Consider the following 12,534-nt stretch of genomic DNA (forward strand, 5'->3'; position numbering starts at 1 on the left):
CTGGGAATTAATATGTTTCAAATTCTAAAAGCAGAGAAGACGATCGGCTTTATGCGTTGGTCGAAAGTAGCATTCGTTTTTTCAATTATAATGATTGCTGCTTCTATCTTCACTTTGTCAACCAAGTGGCTTAATTGGGGTCTAGATTTCACTGGCGGTACGCTTATCGAGGTCGGTTTTGAACAGCCAGCAAACCTTGAAGAGATTCGTGCAGCACTAGATTTAAAAGGCTTTGGCGATGCGACAGTACAAAACTTCGGTAGTGCTCGTGAAGTCATGGTCCGTCTTCGTCCACGTGATGACGTTTCTGGTGAAACGCTAGGTAACCAAATCATTGGTGCTATCAAAGATGGTACTGGCGAAAGCGTAGAAATGCGTCGTATTGAGTTCGTAGGTCCCAACGTTGGTGATGAGCTAACAGAAGCTGGTGGTCTAGCGATCTTGGTATCGCTGATCTGTATCCTGCTTTATGTATCGATGCGATTTGAATGGCGTCTAGCGGCTGGTGCGGTAATGGCATTGGCTCACGATATAATTATCACGCTAGGTGTCTTCTCGTTTCTACAAATTGAAGTTGACCTGACCATCGTAGCTGCGCTACTGACAGTTGTGGGCTACTCACTCAACGATACCATCGTTGTATTTGACCGGATTCGTGAAAACTTCCGTAAGATGCGTAAGGGTGAACCTTCAGACATTATGGACGCCTCAATCACTCAAACGTTGAGCCGTACATTGATTACATCTGGTACGACGTTGTTCGTGGTAATTGCACTGTTCATGCAGGGTGGTGCTATGATTCACGGCTTTGCAACCGCACTTTTACTCGGTATCACTGTAGGTACTTACTCTTCTATCTACGTAGCATCAGCACTGGCTCTAAAACTGGGTATCCAGAAAGAGCACTTGATGCCACCTCAAGTAGAAAAAGAAGGTGCAGAGTTCGACGAAATGCCATAAGGCAGATTGAGAACCGAAAACAAAAACCGCTGAACAATCAGCGGTTTTTTTGTATCTGAATAGAGTCGTGAGCTTGCCGAACCTCATTGTATGGAGAGCCTTACATTGCAGCTAAGTGGATATGGTTCGGTAGATACAAAAAAGCCCCGCTCATTGAGCGGGGCTTTCTAAAGTCATCAGCGTGACGGGCTAAATATGACTTTCAAATCTTACTTAAGGATCGCGCTGTTACCGTTTTCGCGGATGTGCTTAAGGATAGATTTTACGCCACGAGCGCTTGAAGCAACGATGTTACCAGACTTCATGTAGTCAGTGCCGCCAGCAAAGTCTGTTAGGATTGCGCCAGCTTCACGAGCAATAAGCTCACCTGCTGCCATATCCCAAGGTTTTAGGCCTAGCTCGAAGTAACCATCAACACGGCCAGCAGCCACGTAACAAAGGTCAAGAGCAGCAGAGCCGCTACGACGGAAATCAGCACATTCAGTGAATAGCGCACCAACGATCTTGATGTAAGACTCAGCGTGTTGTTTCTGCTTGAATGGGAAGCCTGTTGCTAGAACAGTACCTTGAAGGTCTTTTAGTTGAGCAACACGAATACGCGCACTGTTTAGTTGAGCGCCGGCACCGCGTTGTGCAGTGAATAGCTCGTTTTGCATTGGATCGTAAACACAAGCAACTTCAGTTTTGCCCTTAATACGAACAGCGATAGAAACCGCGAAAGTTGGGTAACCTTTTACAAAGTTAGTGGTGCCATCCAGTGGGTCGATGATCCATTGTACGTCTTTATCTTTACCTTCGATAAGACCTTGTTCTTCAGCAACGATACAGTGCTCAGGGTAAGACTGCTTGATAGTATCGATGATGATGTATTCTGCTTCTTTGTCTACGTTAGTGACAAAGTCATTAGTGCCTTTAAGAGTAGATTCTACTTTATCAGTGTTTTCTAATGATTTAGCAATATGATTGCCTGCCTTTCGCGCAGCGCGAATAGCAATGTTTAGCATTGGATGCATACGAATTTCCCAACGGATGTTAAAGAACAAATGAAAGCGGCGGCGAGTATACCAGAGATAATTAAAAAGGGAAGTGGTTATTTTTTGTTCTAAATGCGGCTGGTTGAGTGTACAGAGCATACTGCGGACGAGAACAATAACCAAGAATGAGAAGAGAGGTCTGCTTGCCTCTAGGGTGTCTTAAAAAACTATGATAACATTCTGCGGTTTTAATTTAGGTAGCAAACACAGATGTTGGATCAAGTAAAAATTGTACTCGTAGGTACCTCTCATTCAGGCAATATTGGCTCAGCAGCTCGAGCAATGAAAGTGATGGGTTTAAACCAACTAGTATTAGTCGATCCACAATGTGAAGTGGATGAACAAACTCTTGCTTTAGCTGCGGGTGCTGGTGATATTGCTCAAAATGCAAAGATTGTCGGCACATTAGAAGAAGCTGTTGAAGATTGTGGCCTTGTTGTGGGTTCTAGCGCCCGCTCTCGTACATTAGAATGGCCAATGCTCGAGCCACGTGAATGCGGTGAGAAATTTGCAGTTGAAGGCCGAAAGCATCCGGTTGCGCTCGTGTTTGGCCGAGAAAGAACTGGTTTGACAAACGAAGAGCTACAAAAGTGCCACTACCATGTTTGTATTCCCGCTAATCCTGAGTACAGCTCGCTTAACCTAGCGATGGCTGTACAAACTCTCAGTTACGAAGTGCGAGTTGCACACTTGAACTTAGAGCAAAGCCAGTTTTCCCCAAATGAATCGGAAGAATACCCGCGTCATCGAGAACTCGAAATGTTCTTCGAGCATCTTGAAAAGGTGATGGTTGAGACCCAGTTTATTAACAAAGAGCAACCTGGACAGGTGATGAATAAGTTGCGCCGTTTGTTCTCTCGTGCTCGACCAGAAACCCAAGAACTTAATATTCTACGAGGCGTTTTGACTTCGATAGAAAAGAAGTTCTGAGTGAATAATAACCACTTTAGGTGTAAGGATGAATACCTGAGTAAAATGGTCAAATAAATACTTGACCAAATTACTCAGGTATGGAAAAATCTTAACCATTACAAACCATGTGGATACGGTGTGGTATGAAACTTACATCTAAAGGAAGATATGCGGTGACAGCCATGCTGGATGTGGCACTGCATTCGCAACAAAACCCTGTACCTCTGGCTGATATTTCAGAGCGTCAAGGGATCTCGCTCTCTTACTTAGAGCAGCTATTTTCAAAATTGCGTAAAGCAGGTCTCGTTGCCAGCGTTCGTGGTCCTGGTGGTGGTTACCGACTTGGTGCCGACGCTCACAGTATCGCTATTGGTACCGTGATTGCTGCCGTTGATGAGTCAGTAGATGCAACCAAATGCCAAGGTAAAGGAGATTGCCAAGGTGGAACACGTTGCCTTACTCACACGCTGTGGCGTGACCTAAGCTCTCGCATTAGTGACTTTTTGAATAACATCACTCTTGGTGAGTTGATGACAGACAATGAAGTACTCGAAATTTCTGATCGTCAGGACATTGATCTGGCGGTAACCCATGGGCTATCAAACAAAAATACAACCGCCGCGCCCATCGGTGTAAACGTCCGCTCTTAGCGGTCAGCTTTTTACATTGGAGTAGAGAATGAAACTGCCGATTTATCTTGATTATTCCGCTACATGTCCAGTTGATCCACGTGTTGCTGAAAAAATGGTTCAGTACATGACAATGGATGGCACATTTGGCAACCCAGCGTCACGTTCGCACCGTTACGGCTGGCAGGCAGAAGAAGCGGTCGATACTGCTCGTGAGCAAATTGCTGACCTTCTAAATGCAGATCCTCGCGAAATCGTATTTACATCTGGTGCGACAGAATCAGACAACCTTGCTATTAAAGGTGCAGCGCACTTTTACTCGAAGAAAGGCAAGCACGTAATCACTTGTAAAACAGAGCACAAAGCCGTTCTTGACCCATGTCGTCAACTTGAGCGTGAAGGCTTTGAAGTGACTTACCTTGAGCCAGAATCAAATGGCTTGATCGATCTAGAGAAGCTTAGAGCAGCCATGCGTGATGACACCGTGCTTGTGTCTATTATGCATGTAAACAACGAGATTGGTGTGGTTCAAGACATTACAGCGATCGGCGAACTGTGCCGTGAGCGTAAAATTGTTTTCCACGTGGACGCTGCGCAATCTGCTGGTAAATTACCAATCGACGTTCAAGAGATGAAAGTTGATCTAATTTCACTTTCTGCTCACAAAGTTTACGGTCCTAAAGGTATCGGTGCACTTTATGTACGTCGTAAGCCTCGTATTCGTCTTGAAGCGCAAATGCACGGTGGCGGTCATGAGCGTGGTTTCCGCTCTGGTACACTACCTACTCACCAAATCGTAGGTATGGGTGAAGCATTCCGCATTGCAAAAGAAGACATGCAAAAAGATTACGATCATGCTTTAGCGCTTCGTAACCGTCTTTTTGATGGCGTGAAAGACTTAGAAGCAGTGACGGTAAACGGTGACTTTGAGCAGCGTGTACCACACAACCTAAACATCAGTTTCGCATTCGTAGAAGGTGAATCACTACTAATGTCGCTTAAAGATCTAGCGGTATCTTCTGGTAGTGCTTGTACGTCTGCAAGCCTTGAGCCTTCTTACGTTCTTCGTGCCCTAGGCATGGATGACGAATTGGCTCACAGCTCGGTTCGTTTCTCGTTTGGTCGTTTCACGACTGAAGAAGAAATTGATTACGCAATTGAACAAATCCGCGTTGCAGTGACTAAGCTACGCGACATGTCTCCTCTATGGGATATGTACAAAGAAGGGATTGATTTGAGCACTGTTGAATGGGCTCACCATTAATCTCAGGGATTGAAATAGAGGATTCGAGGTAATTTATCATGGCATACAGCGAAAAAGTAATTGATCACTACGAGAACCCACGTAACGTTGGTTCATTCGATAAAGAAGATCCATCAGTAGGTAGCGGCATGGTTGGCGCTCCTGCGTGTGGTGACGTAATGAAGCTTCAAATCAAAGTGACACCTGAAGGTATCATCGAAGATGCGAAGTTCAAAACATACGGTTGTGGTAGTGCAATCGCATCAAGCTCACTAGTAACTGAGTGGGTAAAAGGTAAGTCAGTTGATGAAGCGGCAGCAATTAAAAACTCTGAGATTGCTGAAGAGCTAGAGCTTCCACCAGTGAAAGTTCACTGTTCTATTCTTGCTGAAGATGCAATCAAAGCAGCGGTTGCTGACTACAAGAAAAAACACCAAGAATAATTATTCCGTAATATAATGGGAGCTTTGACGCTCCCATTCCAATCGAAATTTAGACAGACTAAGGTGCAGTATGGCCATCACAATGACAGAATCAGCGGCAAGTCGCGTAAGAGCATTCCTAGATAACCGAGGCAAAGGTATCGGTTTACGTCTTGGAGTGAAGACGACTGGTTGTTCCGGCATGGCATACGTACTTGAGTTTGTTGATGAGCTCAATGAAGAAGACGAAGTATTTGAACTCTCTGGAGTGAAAATTATCATCGATCAAAAGAGCTTAGTGTACCTAGATGGTACTGAATTGGATTACGTGAAAGAAGGGTTGAATGAAGGTTTTGAATTCAACAACCCTAACGCGAAAAGTGAATGTGGTTGTGGTGAAAGCTTCAACGTCTAATTGATTGTCCTTCTGGGCAAACGAGTCCGGAAGGCTTTACTAGGACCCGAACTTAATGAATCACTTTGAATTATTTGGGCTACCAAGTCAGTTTAAGCTGGATGGTAGCCTTCTTTCTTCTCAGTTCCGAGAACTACAAAAACGCTTCCACCCGGATAACTTTGCAACGGGCTCAGAACGTGACCGTTTGATGGCGGTGCAAAAGGCGGCGCAAATCAACGATGCCTATCAAGTTCTGAAAAATCCTATTTCTCGCGCCGAGTATATCCTCGCTGAGCAAGGTGTTGAGATCCGAGGTGAACAGCAAACAATGCAAGATCCGATGTTCTTAATGGAGCAAATGGAACTGCGCGAAGAACTGGAAGAGATTGCTGACAACTCCGATCCTGAATCGGCGCTTTTTGACTTCGACTCTAAGGTCAGCAAAATGTACAAACAGCATCTGGCAAGCGTCGAGCAAGAGCTTGATGATGGTTTATGGGCTGAAGCCGCAGACCGAGTTCGTAAGCTAAAATTCATTGCCAAACTAAAGAACGAAATTGAGCTAGTCGAAGACAAACTCCTCGGCTAGTAAGCGTGACAAGGACCTATCATGGCACTACTTCAAATCGCAGAACCGGGCCAAAGCTCGGCACCTCATGAGCATAAGTTAGCAGCGGGTATCGACTTAGGTACTACCAACTCTTTGGTTGCTTCTGTACGTAGCGGCGATGCAACTCCACTTGCGGACGAGCAGGGCCGTACTATTTTACCTTCAGTCGTTAATTACGCTGAGGAAACGTTAACGGTCGGCCACGAAGCCAAAGCCAAAGCAGAGTTTGAACCAGAGAACACGATTATCTCTGTAAAACGTTTGATCGGTCGTTCATTAAAGGACATTCAGTCCCGTTACTCTTCACTTCCTTATCGTTTTAAAGAGAGTGAAAACGGCCTGCCAATTCTGCAAACACCTCAAGGTGACAAAAACCCGATTGAAGTATCTGCGGACATCCTAAAAGTATTGGGTAAGCGAGCTGAAGATACGTTAGGTGGTGAGTTAGCTGGTGTCGTTATTACCGTTCCTGCTTACTTTGATGACGCGCAACGTGCAGGTACAAAAGATGCGGCGAAATTAGCTGGTCTTCATGTTCTCCGTCTACTTAACGAACCAACCGCTGCGGCAATTGCTTATGGCCTAGACTCAGGTCAAGAAGGTGTGATTGCGGTTTACGATCTAGGTGGCGGTACTTTTGATATCTCTATCCTACGTTTATCGAAAGGCGTATTTGAAGTATTAGCAACAGGTGGCGACTCTGCATTAGGCGGTGACGACTTCGACCATCTATTTGCTGATTATTTAATGGAGCAAGCGGGTCTAGAAGCGCCGCTTTCTGCAGAAAAGAACCGTACACTGTTGAACATTGCTACTGAAGCTAAGATTGCTTTTTCTGAGCAAGACAGTGTTGACGTTGACGTTTTTGGTTGGAAAGGCACCGTGACTCGCGAGCAGTTCGAAGATCTGATTCGTCCGCTAGTGAAGAAAACCCTGATGTCTTGCCGCCGTGCGCTGAAAGATGCGGATGTAGATGCGGAAGATGTACTTGAAGTAGTCATGGTCGGTGGCTCAACACGCACATTGCTTGTACGAGAAATGGTTGGCGAATTCTTTGGCCGTACACCACTGACAAGCATTAACCCAGATGAAGTTGTTGCAATCGGTGCGGGTATTCAAGCTGATATCCTAGCGGGTAACAAACCTGACTCTGAAATGTTGCTTCTTGATGTGATTCCACTGTCGCTCGGTATTGAAACCATGGGTGGTTTGGTCGAGAAGATCATCCCCCGCAACACTACGATTCCCGTTGCGCGTGCGCAAGAATTTACCACATTCAAAGATGGCCAAACGGCGATGAGTGTTCATGTGGTACAAGGTGAACGTGAAATGGTTGATGACTGTCGTTCACTTGCTCGCTTCTCGTTAAAAGGTATTCCTCCGATGGCAGCGGGTGCGGCACATATTCGCGTGACTTACCAAGTTGACGCTGATGGCCTTCTTTCTGTTACGGCAATGGAGAAGAGCACTGGTGTTCAATCAGAGATTCAAGTAAAACCTTCTTACGGCTTAAGTGACAATGAAGTGGCGGATATGTTGCGTGATTCAATGACGCACGCAAAAGAAGACATGCAAGCTCGTGCCTTAGCTGAGCAGCGTGTTGAAGCCGACCGAGTGATAGAAGGTTTGATTGCAGCGATGCAAGCTGATGGTGATGACTTACTATCAGAACAAGAGAAACAAAACTTGATTAAAGCCATCGAAGCCTTGATTGAGCTGCGTAATGGTGATGATGCAGATGCGATAGAGCAAGGCATTAAAGATACCGATAAAGCGAGCCAAGATTTCGCATCACGCCGTATGGATAAATCGATTCGAGCTGCGTTGTCAGGTCAATCAGTAGACGATATATAAGAGATAAGTAGTTATGCCTAAGATTATTGTATTACCACACGACGATTTGTGCCCAGAAGGTGCAGTGTTGGAAGCAAACTCTGGTGACACCGTTCTAGACGTAGCGCTAAAAAACGGTATCGGTATTGAACATGCGTGTGAGAAGTCATGTGCGTGTACTACCTGCCACGTAATCATCCGTGAAGGTTTTGATTCACTTGAAGAAAGTGAAGAACTAGAAGACGACATGCTAGATAAAGCGTGGGGTCTAGAGCCTGAGTCACGCCTAGGGTGTCAGGCGAGAATTGCTGATGAAGACTTGGTGGTAGAAATTCCTAAATACACACTAAACCACGCTTCAGAAGATCACTAAAACTATCTTCCCAATATAGGGAAGAAGCAAAAGGAAGATGAGCAATGAAATGGACAGATTCTCGCGATATCGCGATTGAACTTTGTGACAAGTTTCCAGATGTCGATCCAAAAACAGTGCGTTTTACCGATCTTCATCAATGGATCATGGAGTTAGATGAGTTTGACGATGAGCCAAACCGTTCTAATGAAAAGATTCTAGAAGCCGTTATCATGTGCTGGATGGACGAAGCGGACTAAGTCTGTAAAACACAGCCTAGTTAACAATTCTTACTAAAAAAAGCGGACCTTTAGGTCCGTTTTTTTATCCAATTGACATTTTTGCCCTACATAATGCTAACATCCGCGAGTTATTAAAAAGAAGCAGCGTAGGCAACGCTGCTATAAGACAAGGAGAAACCATGTCTACACAGATGTCTGTATTTTTAAGTCAAGAGTCGGCAGCACCACATTGGGGTGAAAAAGCACTGCTTTCATTCGCTGAAAACGGCGCAACTATTCACTTAGGTGAAGGTCATTATCTCGGCGCAATTCAACGTGCAGCTCGTCAGCTAGATGGCCAAGGAATTCGTTCTATTTTTCTTTCTGGTGATAACTGGGATCTAGAGAGCGTATGGGCTTTCCACCAAGGGTTCCGTAACCCTAAAAAACATGGCTCAGTTGAGTGGGCTGCATTGTCTGATGAAGATCAAACAGAGCTTCAAGCTCGTATTACTTCGACTGATTTTACCCGCGATATTATCAACAAAACGGCAGAAGAAGTTGCTCCTCGTCAGCTAGCGACAATGGCTGCTGAATTCATCAAATCAGTTGCGCCGAAAGGCACGGTGACAGCTCGTATCGTCAAAGACAAAGACTTGTTGGCAGAAGGTTGGGAAGGTATTTACGCAGTAGGCCGTGGTTCTGAGCGTACTTCTGCGATGCTTCAGTTAGACTACAACCCAACAGGTGACGAAAACGCACCTGTATTCGCATGTCTTGTGGGTAAAGGCATCACCTTTGATTCCGGTGGTTACAGCTTGAAGCCTTCTACCTTCATGAGTGCAATGAAAGCTGATATGGGTGGCTCGGGTACTATAACTGGTGGCCTAGGATTAGCTATCTTGCGCGGTTTAAACAAGCGCGTAAAACTGATCTTGTGTTGTGCTGAGAACATGGTTTCTGGCCGTGCCCTTAAGCTTGGCGACATCATCACTTACAAAAACGGCAAAACCGTTGAGATTATGAATACCGACGCGGAAGGTCGCTTGGTGCTTGCAGACGGTCTTATCTACGCCAGTGAGCAAAAGCCTGAGTTAATCATTGACTGCGCGACGCTAACAGGCGCAGCGAAGAATGCGTTAGGTAACGATTACCATGCGCTAATGAGCTTTGATGATGAGCTATCGCATCAAGCGCTTACGGCGGCAAACCAGGAAAAAGAAGGCTTGTGGCCGCTACCACTTGCTGATTTCCATCGAGAAATGCTGCCATCTAATTTTGCCGATTTATCGAATATCAGCTCTGGTGATTATTCTCCGGGTGCAAGTACTGCAGCTGCATTCTTGTCTTACTTCGTTGAGGACTACAAAAAAGGCTGGTTACATTTCGACTGTGCGGGTACGTATCGTAAAGCCGCTTCTGATAAATGGGCTGCGGGAGCAACGGGTATGGGTGTTCGTACACTTGCTCGTTTCCTCAATGAGCAAGCTGGAAAATAAGATTGATTGCAGCACTCTCTTGTTTGAGTGCTGCTCTTACCCAGTAAGTCACTTTAAAAGCACAACTATTATTACAAGTACAGAAAGGAAATTTTATGGCTCTAGAAAGAACATTTTCAATCATTAAGCCTGATGCTGTAGAGCGAAACCTAATTGGTGAAATCTACAATCGTATTGAAAAGGCTGGCCTACGTATCATCGCTGCCAAAATGGTTCACCTGACAGAAGATCAGGCAAGCGGCTTTTATGCAGAGCATGAAGGTAAAGAGTTTTTCCCTCCTCTAAAAGAGTTCATGACATCTGGTCCTATTATGGTTCAGGTATTGGAAGGCGAAAATGCGATTGCACGTTACCGCGAGCTAATGGGTAAAACCAACCCAGAGGACGCGGCATGTGGCACTTTGCGTGCTGATTACGCACTCAGCATGCGTCACAATTCAGTTCATGGTTCAGATAGCCCTGAGTCTGCCGCTCGTGAAATTGAGTTTTTCTTCCCTGAATCAGAAGTTTTCTCTCGCTAACTCGTTCATGCATCACTTTTGCGTGATGATCTAGTTCGTAATAACCTCGGAATTGTCCGAGGTTTTTTATTCCGCGTTCTCCATTTCACCTGCGAGTTCATTCGTAATTATTCGCGAAGATGTTGGCTAATCTGAGCATCTTACAGGGGTGAAAGCTTAGTTACGTGTGTTTGTTCTCACTGTTTTCTCTGTACCACTTCTACGCTTTTGTTGTCGGTTGTCTAATCATTATTCTCACCGTAAAGTCTGATTAAAATTTAATCGTTTTTATTTTAATGCCTTAGCAAACTCAGGGTCTTACACCCCTTGTTGTAGCTGCATAAAGGCTGTACAATTCGCGCCCTTATTCTTGTTTCAGTCATTGAGAGGCAACATGACCACTGAAAAAATCAATCTACTCGACTTTGATCGCAAAGGCATGCGTCAGTTTTTCGCGGAAGAACTTGGCGAGAAAGCGTTTCGTGCCGATCAGGTTATGAAGTGGATCTACCATTTCGGTGTAGATGACTTCGAAAAAATGACAAACATCAACAAGAAGCTGCGCGAAAAGCTTTTACACAAGTGTGAAATTAAAGCACCAACTGTAGCAGAAGCTCAGCATTCTTCAGACGGCACGATCAAGTGGGCAATGAAGGTTGGTGATCAGGATGTAGAAACGGTTTACATTCCAGAAGATGATCGCGCAACGCTTTGTGTATCTTCTCAAGTAGGTTGTGCATTGGAATGTAAGTTCTGCTCAACAGCACAGCAGGGCTTTAACCGTAACTTGAAAGTTTCAGAGATCATCGGTCAGGTGTGGCGTGCTGCACGTGAAATTGGTCTTGAGAAAGAAACAGGCCGTCGCCCAATTACGAACGTCGTGATGATGGGCATGGGTGAGCCGCTTCTTAATATGAAGAACTTGATTCCTGCATTGGAGTTAATGCTGGATGACCTTGGCTTTGGTTTGTCGAAGCGTCGCGTAACCGTATCAACATCAGGTGTCGTTTCTGGTCTTGATCAGATGACGGGCAAAATCGACGTTGCGTTAGCGATCTCTCTTCATGCGCCAAACGATAAGCTGCGTAGTGAAATCATGCCAATTAACGATCGTTGGGATATTCAAGATTTCCTAGCATCCGTTCGTCGTTACATTGCTTCATCGAATGCAAACCGTGGCAAGGTAACAGTCGAGTACGTGTTGCTTGATCATGTGAACGATGACATGGACCATGCTCGTGAACTGGCTGAATTGATGAAAGACACACCATGTAAGATTAACTTGATTCCGTTTAACCCGTACCCAGGTTCACCTTACAAGAAACCAAGTAACTCACGTATTGATCGCTTCCAAAAAACATTGATGCAATACGAGCACACAGTTACGGTTCGTAAAACGCGCGGTGATGACATTGATGCCGCATGTGGTCAGTTGGTCGGTGATGTAATTGACCGAACTAAACGTACGGCAATGCTGAAAGCGTCACGCGGTGCCGATACCATTGAAGTGAAAGCTGTATAAACGACCGGAATTCAAAAATAGCCAGAGCCATTCGCTCTGGCTATTTTGTTTATTGTTTAGGACATTTTCGCCAAGATTTGGGACTATCACTCTTCAACCTAAGGTTATTTGGGTATAATTTCGAATTCCTTTGTCAAAGTTTGGACAAAAGCTTGAGCTATCTGTTAGTTTGAGTGTAAAGAGTTTTTGTCTTCGTTGCGCATTCGCTTATCATGATATGTAACACTAACGATGACACCGATAATTCTCAGCACTTTCTCACATACGTTTTGCTGATTTTTGCAAAACGGGTATTCGCACTCAGATCGCTGAGAGTTTCTTAAAATTATTATTTTTGGTTAACGCGTTTAGGCTAGCTATCTTTTAAAGAGGCTTAAGAACAATAACGAAAATACATGAC

At 44.9% G+C, this 12,534-nt stretch carries 14 protein-coding genes; 13 read left to right on the forward strand and 1 reads right to left on the reverse strand.

Translation table 11 applies throughout. The features are described from left to right. Positions 1 to 12 precede the first annotated feature (12 nt). Entirely contained in the window at positions 13 to 960 is a 948-nt protein-coding gene (gene secF / locus KI742_RS16505) for a protein translocase subunit SecF (protein WP_239932526.1), read from the forward strand. Positions 961 to 1,169: 209 nt separating this feature from the next. Here the strand turns inward: secF and suhB are convergent, their stop codons facing one another. Then, positions 1,170 to 1,973, reverse strand: a complete 804-nt coding sequence (suhB, locus tag KI742_RS16510; RefSeq protein WP_005381722.1) for an inositol-1-monophosphatase — start codon at positions 1,971 to 1,973, stop codon at positions 1,170 to 1,172. A 231-nt stretch (positions 1,974 to 2,204) separates the two neighbouring features. Between suhB and trmJ the strand changes: the two genes are divergently transcribed. From trmJ to KI742_RS16570, 12 genes are all read left to right on the forward strand, one after another. Continuing rightward, positions 2,205 to 2,924 carry a tRNA (cytosine(32)/uridine(32)-2'-O)-methyltransferase TrmJ gene (trmJ, locus tag KI742_RS16515; RefSeq protein ID WP_005383693.1) on the forward strand — a complete coding sequence of 240 codons (720 nt, stop codon included), beginning with the start codon at positions 2,205 to 2,207 and terminating at the stop codon, positions 2,922 to 2,924. 125 nt (positions 2,925 to 3,049) lie between these two features. After that, entirely contained in the window at positions 3,050 to 3,556 is a 507-nt protein-coding gene (gene iscR, locus KI742_RS16520; RefSeq protein ID WP_005381720.1) for a Fe-S cluster assembly transcriptional regulator IscR, read from the forward strand. 28 nt (positions 3,557 to 3,584) lie between these two features. Beyond that, positions 3,585 to 4,799, forward strand: coding sequence for an IscS subfamily cysteine desulfurase (locus KI742_RS16525; protein WP_005381719.1), 1,215 nt, complete (start codon positions 3,585 to 3,587; stop codon positions 4,797 to 4,799). A 38-nt stretch (positions 4,800 to 4,837) separates the two neighbouring features. Beyond that, positions 4,838 to 5,221 carry a Fe-S cluster assembly scaffold IscU gene (gene iscU / locus KI742_RS16530; protein WP_005381718.1) on the forward strand — a complete coding sequence of 128 codons (384 nt, stop codon included), beginning with the start codon at positions 4,838 to 4,840 and terminating at the stop codon, positions 5,219 to 5,221. Positions 5,222 to 5,291: 70 nt separating this feature from the next. After that, positions 5,292 to 5,615, forward strand: a complete 324-nt coding sequence (gene iscA, locus KI742_RS16535) for an iron-sulfur cluster assembly protein IscA (RefSeq protein WP_005381717.1) — start codon at positions 5,292 to 5,294, stop codon at positions 5,613 to 5,615. 55 nt (positions 5,616 to 5,670) lie between these two features. Beyond that, positions 5,671 to 6,186 carry a co-chaperone HscB gene (hscB, locus tag KI742_RS16540; RefSeq protein WP_042521163.1) on the forward strand — a complete coding sequence of 172 codons (516 nt, stop codon included), beginning with the start codon at positions 5,671 to 5,673 and terminating at the stop codon, positions 6,184 to 6,186. A gap of 21 nt (positions 6,187 to 6,207) precedes the next feature. Continuing rightward, positions 6,208 to 8,061: a Fe-S protein assembly chaperone HscA gene (hscA, locus tag KI742_RS16545; RefSeq protein WP_053302969.1), complete on the forward strand. Its 1,854-nt coding sequence runs from the start codon at positions 6,208 to 6,210 to the stop codon at positions 8,059 to 8,061. Between the two features lie 13 nt (positions 8,062 to 8,074). After that, positions 8,075 to 8,413, forward strand: a complete 339-nt coding sequence (fdx, locus tag KI742_RS16550) for an ISC system 2Fe-2S type ferredoxin (RefSeq protein ID WP_005381713.1) — start codon at positions 8,075 to 8,077, stop codon at positions 8,411 to 8,413. A gap of 44 nt (positions 8,414 to 8,457) precedes the next feature. Then, positions 8,458 to 8,652 carry a Fe-S cluster assembly protein IscX gene (iscX, locus tag KI742_RS16555; protein WP_005381711.1) on the forward strand — a complete coding sequence of 65 codons (195 nt, stop codon included), beginning with the start codon at positions 8,458 to 8,460 and terminating at the stop codon, positions 8,650 to 8,652. Positions 8,653 to 8,813: 161 nt separating this feature from the next. Next, on the forward strand, positions 8,814 to 10,112 hold the full coding sequence (gene pepB / locus KI742_RS16560; RefSeq protein ID WP_285385704.1) for an aminopeptidase PepB: 1,299 nt from the start codon (positions 8,814 to 8,816) through the stop codon (positions 10,110 to 10,112). 95 nt (positions 10,113 to 10,207) lie between these two features. Beyond that, positions 10,208 to 10,633, forward strand: coding sequence for a nucleoside-diphosphate kinase (gene ndk / locus KI742_RS16565; RefSeq protein WP_005381702.1), 426 nt, complete (start codon positions 10,208 to 10,210; stop codon positions 10,631 to 10,633). A gap of 373 nt (positions 10,634 to 11,006) precedes the next feature. Further along, the gene (locus KI742_RS16570) at positions 11,007 to 12,134 is read left to right on the forward strand and encodes a bifunctional tRNA (adenosine(37)-C2)-methyltransferase TrmG/ribosomal RNA large subunit methyltransferase RlmN (RefSeq protein WP_017633913.1); all 1,128 of its coding nucleotides are present in this window, start codon (positions 11,007 to 11,009) and stop codon (positions 12,132 to 12,134) included. Positions 12,135 to 12,534: the final 400 nt, after the last annotated feature.

The sequence above is a fragment of the Vibrio sp. D417a genome, from assembly GCF_030248595.1.
GTDB lineage: Bacteria > Pseudomonadota > Gammaproteobacteria > Enterobacterales > Vibrionaceae > Vibrio > Vibrio alginolyticus.

What these genes read in the sequence shown, in the direction of transcription:
- hscA (WP_053302969.1), top strand. Translation starts at nt 6,208, where the DNA reads ATGGCACTACTTCAAATCGCAGAACCGGGCCAAAGCTCGGCACCTCAT.
- iscU (WP_005381718.1), top strand. Translation starts at nt 4,838, where the DNA reads ATGGCATACAGCGAAAAAGTAATTGATCACTACGAGAACCCACGTAAC.
- ndk (WP_005381702.1), top strand. Translation starts at nt 10,208, where the DNA reads ATGGCTCTAGAAAGAACATTTTCAATCATTAAGCCTGATGCTGTAGAG.
- iscA (WP_005381717.1), top strand. Translation starts at nt 5,292, where the DNA reads ATGGCCATCACAATGACAGAATCAGCGGCAAGTCGCGTAAGAGCATTC.
- iscX (WP_005381711.1), top strand. Translation starts at nt 8,458, where the DNA reads ATGAAATGGACAGATTCTCGCGATATCGCGATTGAACTTTGTGACAAG.
- iscR (WP_005381720.1), top strand. Translation starts at nt 3,050, where the DNA reads ATGAAACTTACATCTAAAGGAAGATATGCGGTGACAGCCATGCTGGAT.
- KI742_RS16570 (WP_017633913.1), top strand. Translation starts at nt 11,007, where the DNA reads ATGACCACTGAAAAAATCAATCTACTCGACTTTGATCGCAAAGGCATG.
- suhB (WP_005381722.1), bottom strand. Translation starts at nt 1,973, where the DNA reads ATGCATCCAATGCTAAACATTGCTATTCGCGCTGCGCGAAAGGCAGGC.
- KI742_RS16525 (WP_005381719.1), top strand. Translation starts at nt 3,585, where the DNA reads ATGAAACTGCCGATTTATCTTGATTATTCCGCTACATGTCCAGTTGAT.
- hscB (WP_042521163.1), top strand. Translation starts at nt 5,671, where the DNA reads ATGAATCACTTTGAATTATTTGGGCTACCAAGTCAGTTTAAGCTGGAT.
- trmJ (WP_005383693.1), top strand. Translation starts at nt 2,205, where the DNA reads ATGTTGGATCAAGTAAAAATTGTACTCGTAGGTACCTCTCATTCAGGC.
- fdx (WP_005381713.1), top strand. Translation starts at nt 8,075, where the DNA reads ATGCCTAAGATTATTGTATTACCACACGACGATTTGTGCCCAGAAGGT.
- secF (WP_239932526.1), top strand. Translation starts at nt 13, where the DNA reads ATGTTTCAAATTCTAAAAGCAGAGAAGACGATCGGCTTTATGCGTTGG.
- pepB (WP_285385704.1), top strand. Translation starts at nt 8,814, where the DNA reads ATGTCTACACAGATGTCTGTATTTTTAAGTCAAGAGTCGGCAGCACCA.